This is a genomic window from Streptomyces sp. P13-3-3, assembly GCF_050571355.1.
GTDB lineage: Bacteria > Actinomycetota > Actinomycetes > Streptomycetales > Streptomycetaceae > Streptomyces > Streptomyces althioticus.
In genome coordinates this window covers 3675660-3695184 of sequence record NZ_CP192228.1, presented here as the reverse complement: position 1 = coordinate 3695184, position 19525 = coordinate 3675660, and the positions used below count along the sequence as shown (strand labels likewise).

Genomic DNA, 19525 nt, shown 5'->3' with positions numbered 1-19525 from the left:
GGGCGCCGTCCGGTCGGACACTCCGTGCAGTCATACGCCCTCGATCAGAATTTCCTCTCGGTCCGGCAGCAGGTCAATGATCTTGTCCCACACCTCCGCCGAGTGGGAGCGGACAAGAACCAGCGGGCTGTCGGGGCCGACTTGACCGGGCATGATCGGCTCCTCGGGCTGCTCGCGTATCCAGTAGCCGGCAGGGCCACAGTCCCACACGGCGAGTGCACGGATCATGGTGGAGCGCTCGTTGTCGTGATCGCCGTCCCAGGCCGTGGTGATGCGCCAGGTCGCGTTCAGCGAGGTGACGAGTTCGGTGAAGCGGTCGAGCATCGGCCCCGCGAGACCGGGGTCGGCCTCGGCCAGCGCCGCGCGGACCGGTGCGTGGGGAGCCTCGTCGTCACGCCCCGACACCTCCACGGCGACGAAGGCACTGTCGAGCGCGGCCATCGTGGTCTCCACGCGGACCTCAGGAAGACCCTCCTCCGGCTTCTCGTCCCGGTGCAGATTGACCTTCCGCGCCAGCTCCCAGACGAGCGTGTTCGGCTCGATACGCACGTACTCCGACTCGTCCTCGCCGGGCCAGCCGTCGTGCGAGTACACACCGTCCCTACCGACCACGACACCATGGTTCACCGGCCCGTGTTCACCCGTGATTTCCACCTGTATCACGACCATCGGGTCCGCCAGAGCTCCGAGCAGGTCACGCAGCAGCGGCGCCAACTCACCTTCGGTCCCGACCAGACCGATACGCTGAAGCTCGGCCAACGATTCCCAGAGCTCTTCGGGCGGCGTATCGCCGTCCAGCAGTTGGGCGAACACGGCAATGTGCCGGTCGGCCAGCCGGAAGCGCGCACGCGAACTGTCGTACGAGGGCACTGGTCGGGTTCCTCCTGTCGACGGCGGTGACGCCGACTACTTCTTATGGTCCTGAAGGTCCTTGGCATCCTGCGTACACTGCTGCGCTTCGTCGCGCAGAGCCTTGGCGACCGTGCCGCACTTCGTCTTCCAGCTTCTGAGCTTGCCACGCACGTCGTCCGCGTTGGGGCCCGACCATGTCTTCATCCCGGTCGTGCTGTGGTTTTTCGCGCTGTCGACGAGTGACTCGATATGGTCGGCCAGTGACCGCAGTTGTCCGGCTCGCTGATTGAGTTCCTGTATGTCAGGATTTCCCATGGCAGCCTCCCCCGCTGTGTCGACGGACAGGATACGTTCACCTCCTCACAGCGCGCACGGTCCCCCATCCACCCGTACGACTCGGGCGGACACGAGTCGTTCACCCCGCGCTCCCACCCTCTCCATCGTCGGGCGGAACTGGATGCGGTGCGATAGCGTCCACTGTTGCAAACGGACAGTCCGCTTGTTCCTGATGACACGGGGAGGATCGCCATGGATCGCGGTGCAGATCTCACACGGCTCCGGGAGTTGTCGAAGACTTACGCCCGGAAGGCACACGACCTTCAGCTCCTGATCAAGGACCTCCAGACGGCCACGGCCGACAGCACCAGCTACTGGAAGGGCCCGAAGGCCGACCGCTTCCGGGACGACTGGCGCGACGTGAAGCCGACCTTCGAGAAGTGGGTCGACACGCTGAACGAGGCCAGCAAGTCCGCGAACACCAGCGCCGACAACATCGAGCGCGCCACCTGATCCCAGGGCGGATCACGCGGATTTCGCCGTCGCCGGGGCGCCGGGACCACCCTGCGGGTCTGGTTTCGCCGCCCCGGCAACGTTTCAGGACCTGTTTCAGGACCGCGCATCGTACGAGCGGGCCTCCGCCGTCGGCACGTCCTCGGGTTCGATGCGGATGGCCGCGTCGATGACCGACAGCAGCCTGCCCACGTGTTTCCCCAGTTTCCGGTGACGGCCTTCGAGTTCACGGTGCCAGGCCCGGGCGTTCTTCCCCACCCAGACCCTGTCGCCTCCGAGATCCTCGGCCGGACCTTTGAGAGCCTTCCTGAGGATTTCCGCCTCCTTGGCGAGGTCACTGCGCAGCTTCCTCAGATCCGCCATTCGGGGATTAGGTACCGTACGCCCCACTCCAGCCATTGATAGTACCTTCTTAATTCCGCATACTCACTTTTGCCGTCGACCTCAACGCCCCATAACCTAACCGAATGGACTTCAGCGGTACACCTCAAAGGGGTCCGGAATTCCTCGTCCTGCCCATCATGAGGGAGGTGAGGGGACCGGCCGATGACACCGTCGATGTGACTCTTGTTCCCGTGGCAGGCGAAGGAGGCCAGGAGCAACTTGTCGCTCTCGCGTTCACATCAGTACCTCGACTGGTCGAGGCGATGGGCGAACGGCAGCCATGGGTTGTCCTGCCAACCGGCGAGGTCGGGGATGCCCTGAGGGACTCCGAAGCCCGCGCCGTACTGGTCGATCCCCAACTCGTCGTTAACGCGGAGTAGGGCGCCGACGATGGTCGATCCGAACTTCTCGGGAATCAACCCGGACAACTTGCTGCGGACCGTCAAGGACCTCGAATCCGGCAGCAAGGCTCTACGCGAAGCGACAGCCTCCTACCTTTTCCGGTTTAAGAAGCTTCGCCTGGACACGGAGGCACTGACGGAGATCAGTAGGATCGCCCGCTGGGTCGACGACGAACTCCCCATGCTGCGCCGCCGACATGCCCTTGCCTCGGCCCTGGAGGTCGATGAAAAGGGACGCAAGGGCGCGATGGTCCAGCTCCGTGAGCCAGTACCGGGAATCGGCGTGGCGAGACGGGACGGGAAGGAGCTCGCTGCGGAGACCGAACGGGCGGCCACCCTTCCCCGGGACGAGGCCGCGGCGGAGTTCCACCGGATCGCCGAAGTTCTGGCCGTGCACAAGGGGGATCCCGACTTCACCTCAGCATTCTTCGCCGGTCTCGATCCCCAAGTGTTGAAGATCCTGCCGGTGATGGTCGCCGCTGCGGGCGCGTCCACGGCCGAAGCGGACGCGAAGGTTTTCGGCTCGGCTTTCAGTACCGCGGTCGCCTCAGCGTCCCCCGCGCCCGGCTTCAGCAAGGTAGTCGCGCTGTTCCACGGCGACATCGGCGAGGACGAGCCCACGGCCCTGTTCAGCAGGGCACTCATGCAAGGCGACGACAGGGACCTCTGGGCCGTCGCGTGGAAGCACACGACGCTCGCCGCGAAGAAGCTCGGCGACCTTGCCGACACGTGGTCCGACTCAGCAGGACTGCTGGCCTCCGTCGTGGGCATGCAGGCGAAGTACGCCGGTCACTTCTGGAATCGGTCGCAGCAGTTCTCCGACGAGGCGAGCCGCCTCTACCAGCAGCGCGTAAACAGCATGTCCCCGGACGAGCGGCGGAAGTTCAAGAAGGACACCCGGCGAGCAGCCAGAAACGCCCGGCAGTACGCCCGGGAGGCTGAGCGTGTCTACTCCAAGTACGGCCTTGGGGCCTTCTCGCGGTTGATGGAAGCTTCCGTCGCGGACGGCGGCAGTTGGCTGATCGGGAAGGTACCGGGTCTCAGGCCGCCCAACTCCACCACCCTTTTCGGCCGCACACTCCACACGGCAGGGAAGCTGCCCCTGCTCGGCACGGCCCTCACTGTCAGCGCCATCGGCTGGGACATCAGCCAGGGCGAGGAGAAGGACGTCGCGATCGCGGCCAACGTGGGCGGGATGGCCACCGGGTCTGCCGCCACCATGGGAACGATGACGGCTGTCGCGTGGTGTGGAGGTCCTGTTGGTTGGGGAATCGCTGCTGGTGTAGCGGTCGGTTTTGGTGCTGGTTACGCCGTTTCTTACATCGCCAAGACTGAATCAGGCAAAAGGGCGATCAACCAGGTGACTGAAGCAGCGAAGGGAATCGGTGACGACATCGGCGACGCGGCCACGGACGTCAAGGAGAGGGTGACTGAATGGTTCACGTGAGGCGGAATTCCGGTGACTAAGAAGACGCGCTGTTCCGACGATTACCAGTTACCTCCTCATGTCAGAAGAGCGCAGCGGATTGCTGCCGAGAGGCGAGCCTGGGCGCCTCGTGTATCTGCCCCGCGACCCGCGCAGATTTTGGGCATTTTAGGACTGTCAGTTCTATGCACCGGCCTATCCGCTGCCTTCTGGCTTCCACCTCGATCCCTGGTCCAAGACCTGCGCAACCATGGGGTGACGGCCACCGCACAAGTCACAGCAGTCGACGACAAGCCCAAGTATGTGAAGGTGGAATTCACACAGGGGCCCGAGTCGGGAAATGAAGTCAAGCTATGGGATTACGCCGGAATACTGCCAGACCTCGACCCCGGTGACGCGGTACTGGTCACCTACGACCCCGACAACCCGCATCGAAGCCTCCCGCGTTCCTGGGTCGCCGATCCACCAGTCAACTTTCCCGCATACGGCAGTTCAGCGATCGCCTTGTTTCTCTTCTCGGGAGCTGTCATCGGGATCGTCCGCCGCCGGCGCATCCTCGGTACATCCACGGCCGTTCGCCTCACCAAGTCATAGTCGCCGCTGCGGCACAACCCCGTCGGGCCCCAGCCGTCACGGCTGGGGCCCGACGTGACACCGCCGGCTTCGTCAGCCGTTCATCACCGCCTGGACCGGCATGAACGACCCTCCAGCCACGAACAGTCCGCTGCCCGCAGCCCCACCGCCGCTGCTCGACGGGAGGCGGATGCCGAAGAGTTCACCCTCCGACGGGCTCTGCGGGGTCAGCAGCAGGCCGTTCCGCGACTTGCGGGCTTCCACTGCGAAGCCTCGGTACTGGCCCGAGAGGCTGTCGGTGGAGCCGGCCGCGATGAGGCCGATACCGCCGTCCGCGCCCTTGCGGACGACGGTCTCCAAGGCCTCGTCGAGGCGAGTGTCATAGAGGAGCTCGGCGTCGTCGACGACTACGACATACGAGCCGCCCGACGCCTTGTCCACCAGTTCCTCGAGGTCCTCCTCGCGGCTGTCCGCGTTCAGGAGACCGAGGACGCCCTCCCGGCCCTCCAGTTCACGCAGCGGCGAGCGGCGCGGGGCGACCAGCACCACGGGTGTGCCCGAGCGCAACAGCGTTTCCGTGGCGGCCGTGAGGAGGGTGGAGCGGCCCGACTTCGGCGGGCCCGCGATGACGAAACCGGGACCGTTCTCCTCCAAGTCGATGCCGACGGGCTGGAGCTCGTCGCCGCCGACGCCGATGAGCGCCCAGAGCGGGGACGGCGGGGCGAAGTCCGGGTCGAGGGCGAGCGCCTCGGACACCGTGATGCGCGACGGAAGAGCGTCCACCCGCATCGGACGTCGTCCAGCAGGCACTCGGCCGTGGCGGGTCGTCACCTCCTCGGCGATCTCGCGCAGGGCCCGGACCTGCGCCTGGCCGGCCGGGTCGCCCGTGAGCAGTGCGATCTGGGTTTCGTCCACGCCCACGTCGGTGATGCGCAGAGCGCGTCCCGGAGGCATGTTCTTGGGTACCTCCCGGGCCTGCAGCCCGGCCGTGGAGTAGTCGTTCGGGTCGGCGAAGCGCAGCACCAGCCGGTCGGCGAAGGCGGACGAGACATGACCGCTCAGTCCGCTGCGGTCGGCGGTCATCACGACCTTGAGCCCCACGGCCGAGCCCTCGCGGAAGATGCGCTGGGCCGCCTCGAGCAACTGGCCGTAGTTGTAGCTCTCGAAGGTGGAGGCGAACCCCTCCCAGCTGTCAAGCAGAAGCACCATCCAGGGCAGGCGGTCCTCCGGGGCGGCCGTCGCCCGTTGTTCGGCCGCGCTGGAGGCGCCTTCCATGGCGAGCAGTTGCTGTCGGCGGGCGATCTCCTTCAGCAGGCGATCGATGAGGCGCCGGACGCGGTCCGGCTCGTCGCGCGTCACCACGGCGCCTATGTGCGGCAGACGCATCAGCGGCAGCAACGCGTTCGAGCCGCAGTCGATGGCGTACAGATGCACGTCGTGCGGTGAGGTGGAGCGGGCGAGCGATCCCGCCAGGGTGCGCAGGGCGGTCGAGCGGCCGGAGCGGGCGCCACCCACCAGCATGGTGTGCTCGCCGTGCACCAGGTCGAGGTGGAGCGGCGTACGGGACTGCCGCGCCGGGAGGTCGATCAGGCCGTAAGGGATCGGAGGTACGTCCGCCGCCCCTCCCCTTGCCGGCTGCCCGGCGTACGCGGTGAGGTCGTCCAGGGCGACCTGTTCGGCCAGGGGCGGCAGCCAAGGGCTGCGCTGCTCGCCGAATCCCATGCTTCGCGCGCCGTCGCGTACCGCGTCGACGAGGACCGCGAGGTCCGTGACCATGGTGCCGTCGTCCTCGGCCTCGGTCCGCTTGGGCAGCGGACGGCCGTAGGCGTTCCAGGGCAGGGGCAGCAGGGTGGCCTTGGGGCCGGTACCGCCTGTGGCGGGGCGGCGTCCACCGATGCGGGCCGACTGCACCCCGACCAGGGACTGCGCTCCGGAGCGCACGAACATGCGGCCCGGTGTGGACTTGGCGATGGCGCCCGAGTCCGGGGCCTCGATGACGTCGATGGACTCCGAGGCGTCCGTCACCCGCAGCGCGATGCGCAAGTTGGTGTTGGCGCGGATGTCCGCGCTGACGACGCCCGCGGGCCGCTGGGTGGCCAGGATCAGGTGCACGCCCAGGGAGCGGCCTCGTCGGGCGATGTCGACCAGACCGGCGATGAAGTCCGGCAGTTCGGCGACCAGGGAAGCGAACTCGTCGATCACCAGCACCAGTCGGGGCATCGGCTCCAGTTCGGGGCGGAGCTTGCGGGTGTCGTCGTAGTCCTCGATGTCCTTGGCGGCGGCGTCGAGGAGGATCCTCTCCCGGCGGTGCAGCTCGGCGGCGAGCGAGGCGAGGGCCCGCTCGGTCAGGTGGGCGTCGAGGTCGCTGACCATGCCTACCGTGTGTGGCAACCGGGCGCAGTCCATGAACGCGCTGCCGCCCTTGTAGTCGATCAGCACGTAGTTCAGGGCGTCCGGCCGGTTGGCGACGGCCAGCGAGGTGATGATCGTCTGGAGCAGCTCCGACTTGCCTGCGCCCGTGGTTCCCGCGACCAGCGCGTGCGGTCCGTCCCGCCGGATGTCCAGGAAGAAGGGGCCGTCCGCGGCGATGCCGACGGGTGCCGCCGTGGTGGATCCGCCCGAGCGCCAGATCCGCTCTACGTCGGCCCCGGTGGGGTCCGGCATGCCCAACAGGGTGAGCAGCCGTGCGGAAGTGGGCAGGGCTGCACCCGCGTCGTCCCGGCTGACGTCCCGGACGGGAGCGAGGCAGCGGGCGAGCAATTCGCACCACTGTGAGGTGACCTGGTCGGCGAGGATCTCCCCCGCGGCCTCCAGTCCATGGCCTCGGACCCGGACGTGATGCGCGGAGTCGGGGGACCAGGCGACGACCGCCTTGCACTCCTCGGGCAGGAGGCGCTCGTCCTCGTCGATACACAGGGCGAGAATGCCGTACCGAGGTCCTTCGGCGAGCAGTTGGGGCACGCCGGGCACACGACGCAGCAGGCGGGCTCCGTCGAGGACCAGCAGAACACTCGGGTCCGGGTACAGCTGTCCCGTCATGGTGTTCTGCTCGCGGGACGCCTTGCGCCGGGCCAGTTCGTTGAGCAGTTCGTTGACGCGGCGGGTGATGCTCTCGGAGTCGAAGCCGACCAGCGCGACACAGTCCTGTCCCTGGTCGGGACTGGTGTGGGGCAGCCAGTGCACCCAATGCCAGTCGGCGCCGGCGGTGGGGGCCGAGGCGAGCGTCACGAGGGAAAGGTCCCGGGGGCTGTGCAGTACCGCCGCCTGCACGCCGAGCCAACGGGCTGTGGACAGCGCACGGGCCCGGTCCCCGGCGACGCCGACCACGCCGAGCTCGCTGAAGGGCAGCGTGACCGGAACGTTCGGCAGGAGAGGCGGTTCGGGACGCTCGTCGTCGTACAGGGAGCCGCCTCGTCCCAGGACGAGCTCGACGTCCGAGGGGAGGCTGCCGGAGCCGACGCGCAGTTGAAGAGCGTCCGGGTCGGTGAGGCGGCGCTCCCACAGACGGCGGCGCGGCCCCGTGGCGAATAGCAGGACCTCCGCCGGGTCGGGACTGTCCGCACGGCGGGCTCGCTGCTCCTCCTTGCCGAGGGCGACGAGCTCCGCCTTGTGAGCGGCGAGGTCCTTCTTGTACTGCTTGACGGAGGTCTTGTGCTGCTTCTTGCCCTCCCGGTTGTCGCTGATCCACTGGGCGGCCATCATGAGCGGGCTCATCAAACAGAACAGCAGCATGTAGATCTGCTTGGTGAGAAGCCACATGCCGATACCGAAGAGCATGGGCATGAAGGCCATGACGAACTGGAAGCGTGCCCGGTCCGCCTTGGTGGGCGCCACCGGTACCACCAGTCGTCGCCGGGGGCGCAGCGGCGACAGACGGGGCGGGCGGTTGTAGGCGAGGCCCCCTTCGCTCATCGCGGACAGGTGGGCGTCCGGCTCGGTCACCCGGTCGAGCACGAGCAGCGAGTCACCGACCTGGACGACGCCGCCGAGCGGCCAGGGGCTGTCCGCCGTCACCGCGTCGTCGTCGAGCAGGACCGCGGCGCCGCTCTCCGGGGCGAGCGTGATCCCGCCTTTCAGGTCGATCGTGACTCTGAGAGCGACCTGCGGCAGAGACGTGTCGGTCAGGTGCAGCGAACACGTCGGCGCGGTGCCGACCGTGGCCACGCCGACACCCAGACGGACCACCCGGCCGGAGGCGGGGCCGCCTGCCACCCTCAGTTCGTACTGCCCTACCGGCTCGCCGCGGCGCAGCAGCGGGCCCACCGAGTCGTCGACGGAGACCCGCATGCCGTCCTGCAGGACGGCCGCCACCGGTGCGGAGGGATCACAGCGCTCGCCGTCGGCCCACAGAGTGAGCGGTGCTCCGCCGATCGCCCCGCCGGTGTGCTGGAGCGCCTGCGGCGTACGACCCATGGCGACCACGTTGTCCGGCACGCTCCCCGGCTGACCCGGCCGGTCAAGGGATGCCGCCAGTGCCTGCGCGACGTCGCCCGCCGTTGCCGTGTCGTCCGTGGTGAGGACGACGTCCTGCGGCTCGCCGCCCTCCCGCACAACCGTGACCAGCATCTGCATGGCGCTTCGTCCTCCCGCTCGGCCCTGCGGCCCGTTCGTTGCTCTGGCTTACGGGGCTGGTCGCAGTCCCCCCGTACGGCCGGTCCCCTTCCCCCGGTGGCCGGGAGTCAGACGGCCGGCAGCGCGTAGACCTCCGGCCCGTGGGTGACCAGCAGTCGGTTGCCGGAGAGGGCCACCTGCCACGGTTCGCCGTTGTCCTTGTTGTCGTCGAAGGTCCAGCGGACCTTGCCCGTCCGGGCCTCCAGTGCGACGACGCCGCCACCGGGCAGGCCGCCGGTCGCCCCGTACAGGGAGGAGCCGGCGCGCACGAACGTCTCCGGTCCGTTGACGTCCAGGTCGTCGCAGAGCCAGGTCCGCTTTCCCGTCTTGGCGTCCACCGCCCAGACGCCGTCGTCGTAGTCACTGACGTACAACACGCCGTCGATCACTGACGGGTTGCGGAAGGCCCGTCGGCCGTTGGAGGACAAGGTCCAGCGGGTGTCGCCCGTGTCGGCGTCGAGGGCCTTGAGCTCATCACCCGGCAGGAAGACGAGGTCGCCCGCGACCGTGGGCTGCCAGGTCCAGTCCTCACCGATCTTCCTGGTCCACAACTGCGCGCCCGTCGCGGTGTCCCGCACCGTCAGGTTGTAGTTGGAGTCGGCGTACACCAGGTACTTGCCGGACACGCTGCCCTGGACGTCGTAGTCCTTGGTGCCCCAGTCCCGTCGCTGCAGCCACGTCTTCGTGCCGCTGCTGTGGCTGACGGCGGCCACAGCGGTGCGGTACTCCGTCGCGCTCCTGGACTCGCCCAGGTCCTTGGCCGTTACGTAGACGTTCTCGTCGTCGACGGCGATGGCGGAGTCGACCGACAGGGACTTGCCCAGTCGGCTCCGCCAGACTTCCTCACCGGTCTCGACGTCGAGGGCGACGAGCACTCCGTCGTAGCCGCCGTCGGCCAGGAACACCTTGCCGTCGTGGAAGAGAAGGGGCTCTCCCGGACGACAGGCCTCCTTCTTCGACCAGCGGGCCTTGCCCGTCTTCACGTCGTACGCCACGAGCGGATCGCCGCTGATCAGCAGAAGGTCCTCGTGGATGAGGAGCGGCACGAGCGAACTGGTGCTGTCCTCCGCCACGGACTTGTGCCACAAGGGCTGCGGCGCCACCCCGGGGGGCGGTGTGGTGAACCGCTCCCCTGCCGGTTCGGCCTGCCCGCCCTGGCCCGCCTCGTCCTTCGAGGACGGGGAGTCACCCCCGTCCTGCGCCAGCCACCAGGCCACTCCGCCTCCGGCCACGGCGACACCGGCGGCGGCGCCGACCACCAGGCCGAGCACGCGGCGACGGGACCGGCCGGTGCCGGCGCCCTGCTCGCCGAGCCGCACGGTGCCGTTCAGAGGCTCGCCCGGTGCACCTCCGTGAGCAGGAGTGCCATGACCCGGTGAAGGCATGGCCCCGTATCCGGGAGTCGGCGGTCCGGCGGGGTGACCGCCGTACGCCTGGGCCGGGTTGCCCGTGCCCTGGCCCGACGTCATGGTCGGGGCAGGCCCGAAGGACGCCACGGCCGGGGCCTCTTCCGGCGCCTCGAGGTCGAGTATCCCCGCGGCGTGCGTCGCGATCGTGGACGCGACCGCGGACGGCAGCCAGTCGGTCAGGACGGGCTCGACACCCTGCGGCGCCAGCGACGTGACGATCTGCGCCGGTGCCGGGCGCTGCGCGGGATCTTTCATCAGGCAGGCGCGGACCAGACCCAGCAGTGACTGCGGTACGCCGGTGAGGTCAGGATCGCCGTGCACGATCTGGTAGAGCAGCGCAGCATGCGAGGAAGCGCCGTCTCCGAAAGCCCCCCGGCCGGTCGCCGCGAAGGCGAGCACCGCACCCAGAGAGAAGACGTCGCTCGCCGTACCGACATCCTTGCCCTGAGCCTGCTCGGGCGACATGAAGCCGGGCGATCCGACCACAACTCCTGTCTGTGTCAGGCGACTTCCGTCCACCGCCCGCGCGATGCCGAAGTCGATGACTCGCGGGCCGTCGGCGGCGAGCAGCACGTTGGACGGCTTGAGGTCGCGGTGGATCAGGCCCGCCGCGTGCACCTCCTGCAGTGCCGCGGCGAGGCCGACGGCGAGGGCGCGGACCGTGCGCTCGGGCAGCGCTCCGTGCGCGGCGACCACGTCCGTGAGGTCCGGGCCAAGCACGTACGACGTCGCCAGCCAGGGCAGCGGCGCATCGGGGTCGGCGTCCACGACCGGTGCGGTGTAGCGGCCGGACACCGCCCTGGCTATCTCCGCCTCGTGCCGGAAACGCTCCCGGAAGCCGGCGTCCGCCGCGAGGTCGGGACGTACCACCTTCACGGCGACGGTACGGCCACCAGGCGAACGTGCGAGGTACACGCGTCCCATGCCGCCGGCACCGAGCCTTCGCAGCAGGCGGTAACCGCCCAGCTCGCGAGGATCATCCGGCTGCAATGTCTCCATGGTGGCCTTCCCCGTTGTGATGCCCGTGCGGCACGCGCTGCGCCTGGTGTCGTTCACCGACGCAGACACATTAGTGAGTGCCGGGGGACCGACAGCGACCGGGAGGAACCGAAAGCGGTCACCCTGTCTTCGGCAGCCGGGCTCCCCGGAGGCCCGGCTACTCGATCTTCGACAGCCGGGCCTCCGGCCGTCCCGAGTCCTTGCTGTCCGACTCGTAGAGCAGGTCGTCGCCGACCGGGGTGAGCAGGACGGTGTGGCGGGCCTGGTTGCAGACGTCGCGGTTGGTGGGCGCGCCCACGGAGGTCGTGACGATGCGCTTGGCGGTGACCTTCTTGAGGGTCAGGACGTCGTCGCAGATCCCGCCGAAGATGTCCGTGTGCCGCAGCGTGCCGACCCGCTCGCCGACCCGTGCCTCCTTGAGGGTGACGCGGAACGTCCCGAGCGGGATGGTGATGCTCTCGCGGGAGCTGGCCTGCCCCTCCCACGTGCCGACGTAGGCGGCGGGCACGGTGCCGGGTTCGGGCTGCTCGCCGCTCGGGCCCTGGTCGGCTCCCGCGTCCCCCGAGGAGCCCGGCAGCAGGTCGAACACGAACGCCGAGCCGACGGTCACCGCGGCCAGCGCGCCCGCCACCGCCAGGGCCACCGTGCAGCTGACCCGCCGGCCCCGTCCCCCCGTGCCGGGCGTCGAGGCCGCGGAGACGGAGAGGGACAGCCGGCCGGGCGCGGAACCGTCCCGGTTCCCCGGTTGCGTCGGCGGATGCGGGGCGGACGTCCCCGTGGCGTGCCGGGGCTCCGGTACGACCGCGCCGCCCGGCCCACCGCCCGACGACGGCATGACGGGCGGCGGCCCGAACCCACCGCCGGCCACCCCGGACGGGGCGGGCCCGGAGACCGACGGCCCGGAGGTCGCGGCATCCGCGCCCGCAGCCCCTGTGGCCCCCGGCTCCGTCCCCTCCCCCACCGACGGACTGCTGAAGCCCACCGGCCCCGAGGCCGCCGCGCCGTCCGCCGGTCCTCTCCCGGTCGTCTCCAGGTTCAGCAGGTTCACCGCGGCCCGGCTCACCTGCTCCACCAGGGCGCCCGGCAGCCAGCCGCCCGACACCAGGCGGGCCGCGCCGCCCTCGGGGGCGAGACGGCCGGTGATGTCGGCCGGGGACGGGCGGGCGGAGGGGTCCTTGTCGAGACACGCCTCGGTCACCTCGCGCAGATCGCCGGTCAGCCCGTCCAGCTCGGGCGGCTCGTGCACCACGCGGTAGAGCAGCGCCGCCGAGGAGTCGCCGGGGAAGGGCGGCGCGCCGGTCGCCGCGTACGCGAGGACCGCGCCGAGGGAGAAGACGTCCGCCGCGCCGGTCACGCCCTTGCCGAGAATCTGCTCGGGGGACATGTAGCCGGGCGAGCCGATCGACACGCCGGTCGAGGTCAAGGACGCCGTCCCGTCCGTCGCCCGCGCGATGCCGAAGTCGATCAGCAGGGGGCCGTCGAGCGTGAGGAGCACGTTGGACGGCTTCACGTCCCGGTGCACCAGGCCCAGCCCGTGCACCGCCGTCAGCGCCTCGGCGAGGCCCGCGCCCAGCGTGCGCACGGTGTGTTCGGGCAGGGGGCCCAGCTCGGTGACGGCGGCCGTGAGGGAGGGGCCGGCCGCGTACGCGGTGGCGACCCAGGGGACGCGGGCGTCGGGGTCGGCGTCCAGCACGGGCGCGGTCCAGGCGCCGCCGACCCGGCGGGCCGCGTCCACCTCGCGCCGGAAGCGGGCGCGGAACTCCTCGTCGAGCGCGAAGTGGGGGTGCACGATCTTCACCGCGACCGTCCGGCCTCCGGCGCTGCGGCCCAGGTAGACCCGGCCCATGCCGCCCGAGCCGAGCCGGCCGAGCAGCCGGTACGGCCCCACGACCGTGGGTTCGTCCGTGTCGAGCGGCCGCATGGCGCCACCCCTCCCCCGTCGCACCGGTACGCCGTTGCCACCCAGCAGCGTAGTGGCCGGACCGGTCGGGGGACCCGGGCCGCGTACGGCCGCCCGGGTCGCGTACGGCCGCCCGGGTAGCACCGTGCGCCACGGACCCGGGCTCCGCGACCGCCTGGGTCGCCGCGTGCGCCACGGACCCGGGCTGCGCGACCGCCCGGGTCGCCGCGTGCGCCACGGACCCGGGCCGCGTACGGCCGCCCGGGCCCCCGCGCGCTACGGCGTCAGCAGGTCCACCTTCACGTCCGCCGCGAACCCCGTCGTCGGCCCCACCCTGCGGGCGAACTCCGCGACCGCCTCCAGCTGCGGGGCGCCGAAGCGGAAGTCGAGGGTGGTGAAGTACTGGGCCAGGGTCTTCTCGTCGAAGGCCTCCCAGCGGGCCGCCTGCTCGGCCACCTTGTCGACCTCTTCCAGAGAGAGGTTGCGGGAGGCGAGGAAGGCCTCGTGCACCTTGCGGGTGAGCACGGGCTCGCGCTCCGCGTACTCCTTGCGGGCCGCCCAGACGGCGAAGACGAACGGCAGGCCCGTCCACTGCTTCCACAGGGCGCCCAGGTCGTGCACCTCGAGGCCGAAGCGCGGGCCGTCGACCATGTTGGCGCGCAGGGCCGCGTCACCGATCAGGACGGCCGCCTCCGCCTCCTGCATCATCAGGCTCAGGTCGGGCGGGCAGGTGTAGTAGTCCGGCTGCACGCCGTACCGCTCGGCGAGAAGGAGCTGCGCGAGCCGTACGGAGGTGCGGGAGGTCGACCCGAGGGCGACCCGCGCCCCGTCCAGCCGGTCCAGCGGGACCTGCGAGACGATCACGCAGGACATCACCGGGCCGTCGCAGCCGACGGCGATGTCGGGGAAGGCGACGAGCTGGTCCGCGTGCTTGAGGTACTCGACCAGGGTGATGGGCCCGATGTCGAGGTCGCCCTGCACCAGCTGCTCGCTGAGCTTCTCGGGGGTGTCCTTCGTCAGCTCGAAGTCGAGGAGCGTGCCCGTTCTCGCGAGCCCCCAGTACAGAGGCAGGCAGTTCAGGAACTGGATGTGGCCGACGCGCGGCCGGGTGCGAGGATTGTCCACATCGTGAGGCTAGACCTTGCGCCGGGCGGGGCAGCGGTCGCCCCCACCGGTTCGAACGCACGCGCGTGACGAACGGGGCGTTGAAACATTCGGGTGACGTGATCTTGACCTCTATTGCGAACGGGCCCCTGCGTGCTAGGCTCATCGCAAGTTGCAGTTTGGTTTCCCTTGCAGTACAGAGCCTGCGGAGCATGTGACCGCGGGCTCTTGTCGTTCTCAGACGGATGCAGTTGTGCGGAATTGTCTTCACACTTGCTGGTTCTGGAGCAGGGCAACCCTTTGAGCCCAAGGAGGGCTTATGGCTACCGGAACCGTGAAGTGGTTCAACGCCGAAAAGGGCTTCGGATTCATCGCCCAGGAGGGCGGCGGCCCCGACGTCTTCGTCCACTACTCCGCGATCAACGCGACCGGCTTCCGGTCCCTCGAGGAGAACCAGCAGGTCACCTTCGACGTCACGCAGGGCCCGAAGGGCCCGCAGGCGGAGAACGTCACCCCGGCCTGACCCTGATCCTCCGATCCGGGAACGACTAGCAGTACCCAAGGAGCCCCACGCCGCGAGGCGAACGGGGCTCCTGCCTTTTTCCCCGGGGCGGGGGGGGCGGGGGGGCGGCGGACCGCCCGGAGGAACACACCCGGGCGAACACAGCCGGAGAAATTTCGGTGAATTCCGCCGAACGCCTTCTCCTCTCGGACGTGCCGCATGATCGGCGCGGAATTCCGTGCCCGGCTCCCGCGCTCGTAGCGGTGAGGCAGATCGTCCATGCTCGAGTGGCGGCCCCTGAGGGGCTGTCAGTGGCCGCAGGTAGCGTCCCGTCCATGACCACGAGCCGACCCGCGCACGCCGACCAGCCGGAGCACGTCCGCACGACCCGCGCCTTCTACGACGCGATCGCCGAGGACTACGCCGAGACGTTCCGGGACCTTTCCGCCGCCATGCCGCTGGACCGGGCCTTGCTGGCCGGGTTCGCCGAGCTGGTCGGCGAGGGCGCGCCGGTGGCCGACGTGGGGTGCGGGCCCGGCCGGGTGACCGGCTTCCTCGCCTCGCGCGGTCTGGACGTCCACGGCGTGGACCTGTCGGAGTCGATGCTGGCGATCGCCCGCCGGGAGAATCCGGGGCTGCGCTTCGAGCAGGGCTCGATGTTCGCCCTGGACCTGCCCGACGGCTCCCTCGCCGGGCTCGTGTCCTGGTACTCCACGATCCACACCCCGCCGGAGGACCTGCCCGCCGTGTACGCCGAGTTCCGCCGGGTGCTGGCGCCCGGAGGCCATCTGCTGGTCGCCTTCCAGATGGGTGACGAGCCGCGGCGGCACGTGCACCCCTGGGGTCACCCGGTCAGCCTCGACTTCCGGCGGATGCGGCCTGAGCAGGTCGCGGAGCTGCTGGAGGAAGCCGGTTTCGCCCTGGTGCAGCGCACCGTCCGGGAGCCCGACGCCCGGCAGGGCGAGCCCACGCCTCAGGCGTCCCTGATCGCCCGCGTGCCCGGGGAGCGCCAGGCCTCCTGACGCCGCCGGGCCGCTACCTCGTGTACAGCGCCTCCACCTCGTCCGCGAAGTCCCTGAGGATCGCCTCGCGGCGCAGCTTCATGGACGGCGTGAGGTGGCCGGCCTCCTCGGTGAAGTCCTCCGGGAGGACGGCGAAGCGCCGGATGGACTCGGGGCGGGACAGCATCTTGTTGGCCTCGTCGACGGCGCGCTGCAGGATCGCCCGCAGCTCCTCGTCGTCGACGAGGAGTTTCGCGGGGACGGGGTGCTTGCCGTTCATCCGGCGCCAGTGGGTGATGCCGTCGAGGTCGAGGGTGATCAGGGCGGTCACGTAGGGGCGGTGGTCGCCGAGGATCATCACCTGGGAGATCAGGGGGTGGGAGCGGAGCCAGTTCTCCAGCGGGGCCGGGGCGACGCTCTTGCCGCCCGCCGTGATGATCAGCTCCTTCTTGCGGCCGGTGATGGTCAGATAGCCCTCGTCGTCCAGCTCGCCGACGTCGCCGGTGGCGAACCAGCCGTCCCGGGTGGCGGGCACGACGCCGCCCGCCTGCGGGTCCCAGTAGCCGCGCAGCACGTGCTCGCCGGAGACCAGGACCTCGCCGTCCGCCGCGATCCGGATCTTCGTGCCGGGCAGGGGCCAGCCGACGGTGCCGAGGCGGGGCTTCAGCGGGGGTGTGACGGTCGAGGCGCCGGTGGTCTCGGTGAGGCCGTAGCCCTCGAAGATCTCGATGCCGACTCCGGCGAAGAAGGCGGCGAGGCCGGCGCCCAGGGGGGATCCGCCGCAGATGGCGTAGCGGACCCTGCCGCCCATGGCGTTGCGGATCTTGCGGTAGACCAGCGGGTCGTAGAAGGCGCGGGCCGTCTTCAGGGAGCGGGAGGGGCCGCCGCCGGTGCCGGTCTGACGGGCCTCCAGGGCCTCGCCGTAGCGGCGGGCCACCGTGGCGGCACGGTCGAAGGTGGACTGCCGGCCGCCCGCCTCGGCCTTGGCGCGGGCGGTGTTGAACACCTTCTCCAGCATGTACGGGATGGTGAGCAGGCAGGTGGGCCGGAAGCTCGCCAGGTCGGGCAGCAGGTCCTCGGCGGCCAGGCTGGGCGCGTGGCCGAGGCGTACCCGGGCGCGGACGCAGGCCACGGCGACCATGCGGCCGAAGACGTGCGACATGGGGAGGAAGAGCAGGACGGACGCCTCGTCGTCCGTGCGGTCCCGGAAGACCGGGTAGAGCAGCTCGATGGCGTTGTCCACCTCGGCGAAGAAGTTGCCGTGGGTGAGGGCGCAGCCCTTGGGGCGGCCGGTGGTGCCGGAGGTGTAGACGAGGGTGGCGAGGGTGTCGGGGCCGAGCATGCCCCGGCGCACCTCGATCTCGTGGTCGGGTATGTGCGCGCCGGCGTCCGCGAGGGCGTCGACGTGTCCCTTCTCCATGACCCACACGTGCCGCAGGTCGGGCAGGTGCGGCAGCTCCGGGCCCATGGCGGCGGCCTGGCCGGCGGTCTCGGTGATCAGGGCGACGGCGCCGGAGTCCTGGAGGATCCAGCGGGCCTGGTAGGCGGACGAGGTCGGGTAGACGGGGACGGTGACCAGTCCCGCGGCCCAGGCGGCGAAGTCGAGGACGGTCCACTCGTAGACGGTGCGGGCCATGATCGCGACGCGGTCGCCCGGCGCCAGTCCCTCGGCGACGAGTCCCTTCGCGGCGGCGAGGACCTCGGCGGCGAACCGCTGCGCGGTCACGTCGCGCCAGGAGCCGTCCCCGGTCTTCCGGCTGAGGACGACGTCGCCGGGCGCGACGCCCGCGTTCTCGAACGGCAGGTCGGCGAGGGACCCGTGCCGCACCGGCTGCGCGAACGGCGGGACCGACGCCTCGCGGACGGCCCCGTCCAGCCGGCGGGTGGCCGGCGGGACGAGGACGGGCGCCCCGTGGACGGCGGCGTCGAGAGCGGTGGCGTGGTGCGGGGTGGACACGGGCGGCTCCTGGGGCGTGCAGGCGAACTGCGGGGTGCCACGACGTACGTGCCTCGCACGCCGAGGCGCTCACCGGGGCGTCCGCGGCTCGGGACGCCACCGGTCGGTGCGGGGATCGTACGGCTCTGGCGTGAGGGGTTCGTGCCGGTTCGGGGGTGGAGCGGGATCAAGCGTGTGCAGTGTCGGGGGTTACGTGAGGGTCACTCAGGTACGGCGCCCCAGGAGGCCGGGATCGCGCTGCTCAGGGCCGTTCCAGAACGGCCGTGACGCCCTGTCCGCCGGCGGCGCAGATCGAGATCAGACCGCGGCCGGGGGTGTCCCGCTCGGCGAGCAGCTTGGCGAGGGTGGCCACGATGCGGGCGCCGGTGGCGGCGAAGGGGTGGCCGGTGGCGAGCGAGGAGCCGGCCACGTTCAGCCGGGTCCGGTCGACGGGCGGCAGTCCGCGCTTCTCCCAGGCCGCCAGGGTGGCGAGCACCTGGGAGGCGAACGCCTCGTGCACCTCGACGAGATCGAAGTCGTCCAGGCCGAGACCCGCCCGCTCCAGCAGCCGCGGGACGGCGTACGCGGGCGCCATCAGCAGGCCGTCCTCGCCGTCGGCGACGTCGCCGTGCACGAAGTCGACGGCGGCGGTCTCGTACGCGGTGAGGTACGCCAGCGGTTCCAGGCCGCGCGCCTCGGCCCACTCCTCGCTCGCCAGCAGCACGACGGCGGCGCCGTCGGTGAGCGGGGTGGAGTTGCCCGCCGTCATCGTGGGTGCGGGCCCGTCGACGCCGAACACCGGCTTGAGCGTGGCGAGTTTCTCCACCGTCGAGCCGGGGCGCAGGTTCTGGTCGCGGGCCAGGCCGCGGAAGGGCACCACCAGGTCCTGGAAGAAGCCCCGTTCGTAGGCGGCGGCGAGCCGCTGGTGGCTGGTGGCGGCGAGTTCGTCCTGCGCCTCGCGGGTGACGCCCCAGGCGCGGGCGGTGACGGCGGCGTGCTCGCCCATGGAGAGTCCGGTGCGCGGCTCGGCGTTGCGCGGGATGTCGGGGACGAGGTGGCCGGGGCGCACCTTGGCGAGGGCCTTGAGGCGGGCGCCGAGGGACTTGGCGCGGCGCGCCTCCAGGAGCACCTTGCGCAGGTCGTCGTTGACGCCGAGGGGCGCGTCGCTCGCGGTGTCGGAGCCGCCGGCGACCGCGGCCTCGGTCTGGCCGAGGGCGATCTTGTTGGCGGCGGCGACGACCGCCTGGAGTCCGGTGCCGCACGCCTGCTGGATGTCGTAGGCGGGGGTGCGGGCGTCGAGGCGGGAGCCGAGGACGGTCTCCCGGGCGAGGTTGAAGTCGCGGCTGTGCTTGAGGACCGCGCCGGCCACGAACTCGTCCACCGCGCCGGGCTGTTCGAGTCCGTAGCGGTCGACGAGGCCGTCCAGGGCGGCGGTGAGCATCTCCTGGTTGGAGGCGGTGGCGTAGGGCCCGTCGGAGCGGGCGAAGGGGACGCGGCTGCCGCCGATGACCGCGACGCGCCGCACGGCGGCCGGCTTCAGGGTGCTCATCTCGACCTGCTCCTCAACCGTGACATAGGCTTACCTCCGGTAACCTTACTCCAGAGTAAGCACCGAGTGAGCCCCTCGCCCGCACACCT

At 70.5% G+C, this 19525-nt stretch carries 15 protein-coding genes; 6 read left to right on the top strand and 9 right to left on the bottom strand.

Features of this window, described 5'->3' with window-relative positions; translation table 11 throughout:
* Positions 1-30: 30 nt before the first annotated feature.
* Entirely contained in the window at positions 31-870 is an 840-nt protein-coding gene (locus ACQZOG_RS16920; RefSeq protein WP_430741610.1) for a hypothetical protein, read from the bottom strand.
* A gap of 36 nt (positions 871-906) precedes the next feature.
* Positions 907-1167 (bottom strand): WXG100 family type VII secretion target, encoded by a 261-nt coding sequence (locus ACQZOG_RS16915; RefSeq protein WP_430741609.1) that lies wholly within the window; start codon positions 1165-1167, stop codon positions 907-909.
* Positions 1168-1380: 213 nt separating this feature from the next.
* On the opposite strand from ACQZOG_RS16915, the gene ACQZOG_RS16910 reads away from it, so the two are divergent.
* A complete protein-coding gene (locus ACQZOG_RS16910) occupies positions 1381-1641 on the top strand; it encodes a WXG100 family type VII secretion target (RefSeq protein ID WP_430741608.1) in 261 nt (86 codons plus the stop codon).
* A gap of 96 nt (positions 1642-1737) precedes the next feature.
* On the opposite strand, the gene ACQZOG_RS16905 is transcribed toward ACQZOG_RS16910, so the two are convergent.
* Positions 1738-2004, bottom strand: coding sequence for a hypothetical protein (locus ACQZOG_RS16905; protein WP_430741607.1), 267 nt, complete (start codon positions 2002-2004; stop codon positions 1738-1740).
* Between the two features lie 104 nt (positions 2005-2108).
* On the opposite strand from ACQZOG_RS16905, the gene ACQZOG_RS16900 reads away from it, so the two are divergent.
* From ACQZOG_RS16900 to ACQZOG_RS16890, 3 genes are all read left to right on the top strand, one after another.
* Positions 2109-2405, top strand: coding sequence for an SAV_915 family protein (locus ACQZOG_RS16900; RefSeq protein WP_430741606.1), 297 nt, complete (start codon positions 2109-2111; stop codon positions 2403-2405).
* A gap of 10 nt (positions 2406-2415) precedes the next feature.
* Positions 2416-3873 (top strand): hypothetical protein, encoded by a 1458-nt coding sequence (locus ACQZOG_RS16895; protein ID WP_430741605.1) that lies wholly within the window; start codon positions 2416-2418, stop codon positions 3871-3873.
* A gap of 234 nt (positions 3874-4107) precedes the next feature.
* A complete protein-coding gene (locus tag ACQZOG_RS16890; RefSeq protein ID WP_430741604.1) occupies positions 4108-4446 on the top strand; it encodes a hypothetical protein in 339 nt (112 codons plus the stop codon).
* Positions 4447-4518: 72 nt separating this feature from the next.
* Here ACQZOG_RS16890 and ACQZOG_RS16885 read toward each other — a convergent pair whose 3' ends face one another.
* From ACQZOG_RS16885 to ACQZOG_RS16870, 4 genes are all read right to left on the bottom strand, one after another.
* On the bottom strand, positions 4519-8997 hold the full coding sequence (locus tag ACQZOG_RS16885; RefSeq protein ID WP_430741603.1) for an FtsK/SpoIIIE domain-containing protein: 4479 nt from the start codon (positions 8995-8997) through the stop codon (positions 4519-4521).
* 107 nt (positions 8998-9104) lie between these two features.
* Positions 9105-11444, bottom strand: coding sequence for a protein kinase domain-containing protein (locus ACQZOG_RS16880; protein ID WP_430741602.1), 2340 nt, complete (start codon positions 11442-11444; stop codon positions 9105-9107).
* 157 nt (positions 11445-11601) lie between these two features.
* The gene (locus tag ACQZOG_RS16875; protein WP_261675430.1) at positions 11602-13365 is read right to left on the bottom strand and encodes a serine/threonine-protein kinase; all 1764 of its coding nucleotides are present in this window, start codon (positions 13363-13365) and stop codon (positions 11602-11604) included.
* Between the two features lie 255 nt (positions 13366-13620).
* Positions 13621-14469, bottom strand: coding sequence for a menaquinone biosynthetic enzyme MqnA/MqnD family protein (locus ACQZOG_RS16870; protein WP_033272570.1), 849 nt, complete (start codon positions 14467-14469; stop codon positions 13621-13623).
* Positions 14470-14767: 298 nt separating this feature from the next.
* On the opposite strand from ACQZOG_RS16870, the gene ACQZOG_RS16865 reads away from it, so the two are divergent.
* Together ACQZOG_RS16865 and ACQZOG_RS16860 are read left to right on the top strand one after the other, a co-directional pair.
* On the top strand, positions 14768-14971 hold the full coding sequence (locus ACQZOG_RS16865) for a cold-shock protein (RefSeq protein ID WP_006133199.1): 204 nt from the start codon (positions 14768-14770) through the stop codon (positions 14969-14971).
* Between the two features lie 314 nt (positions 14972-15285).
* The gene (locus tag ACQZOG_RS16860) at positions 15286-15972 is read left to right on the top strand and encodes a class I SAM-dependent DNA methyltransferase (protein ID WP_193456032.1); all 687 of its coding nucleotides are present in this window, start codon (positions 15286-15288) and stop codon (positions 15970-15972) included.
* A 13-nt stretch (positions 15973-15985) separates the two neighbouring features.
* Here the strand turns inward: ACQZOG_RS16860 and ACQZOG_RS16855 are convergent, their stop codons facing one another.
* Both ACQZOG_RS16855 and ACQZOG_RS16850 read right to left on the bottom strand, forming a co-directional pair.
* Positions 15986-17908 (bottom strand): AMP-dependent synthetase/ligase, encoded by a 1923-nt coding sequence (locus ACQZOG_RS16855; protein WP_037640981.1) that lies wholly within the window; start codon positions 17906-17908, stop codon positions 15986-15988.
* Between the two features lie 241 nt (positions 17909-18149).
* On the bottom strand, positions 18150-19436 hold the full coding sequence (locus ACQZOG_RS16850; RefSeq protein ID WP_261675429.1) for an acetyl-CoA C-acetyltransferase: 1287 nt from the start codon (positions 19434-19436) through the stop codon (positions 18150-18152).
* Positions 19437-19525: the final 89 nt, after the last annotated feature.

Coding starts and splice junctions, on each gene's coding strand:
- ACQZOG_RS16915 (WP_430741609.1), bottom strand. CDS start 1,167: ATGGGAAATCCTGACATACAGGAACTCAATCAGCGAGCCGGACAACTG.
- ACQZOG_RS16910 (WP_430741608.1), top strand. CDS start 1,381: ATGGATCGCGGTGCAGATCTCACACGGCTCCGGGAGTTGTCGAAGACT.
- ACQZOG_RS16905 (WP_430741607.1), bottom strand. CDS start 2,004: ATGGCGGATCTGAGGAAGCTGCGCAGTGACCTCGCCAAGGAGGCGGAA.
- ACQZOG_RS16900 (WP_430741606.1), top strand. CDS start 2,109: ATGGACTTCAGCGGTACACCTCAAAGGGGTCCGGAATTCCTCGTCCTG.
- ACQZOG_RS16895 (WP_430741605.1), top strand. CDS start 2,416: ATGGTCGATCCGAACTTCTCGGGAATCAACCCGGACAACTTGCTGCGG.
- ACQZOG_RS16885 (WP_430741603.1), bottom strand. CDS start 8,997: ATGCAGATGCTGGTCACGGTTGTGCGGGAGGGCGGCGAGCCGCAGGAC.
- ACQZOG_RS16880 (WP_430741602.1), bottom strand. CDS start 11,444: ATGGAGACATTGCAGCCGGATGATCCTCGCGAGCTGGGCGGTTACCGC.
- ACQZOG_RS16875 (WP_261675430.1), bottom strand. CDS start 13,365: ATGCGGCCGCTCGACACGGACGAACCCACGGTCGTGGGGCCGTACCGG.
- ACQZOG_RS16865 (WP_006133199.1), top strand. CDS start 14,768: ATGGCTACCGGAACCGTGAAGTGGTTCAACGCCGAAAAGGGCTTCGGA.
- ACQZOG_RS16860 (WP_193456032.1), top strand. CDS start 15,286: ATGACCACGAGCCGACCCGCGCACGCCGACCAGCCGGAGCACGTCCGC.
- ACQZOG_RS16850 (WP_261675429.1), bottom strand. CDS start 19,436: ATGAGCACCCTGAAGCCGGCCGCCGTGCGGCGCGTCGCGGTCATCGGC.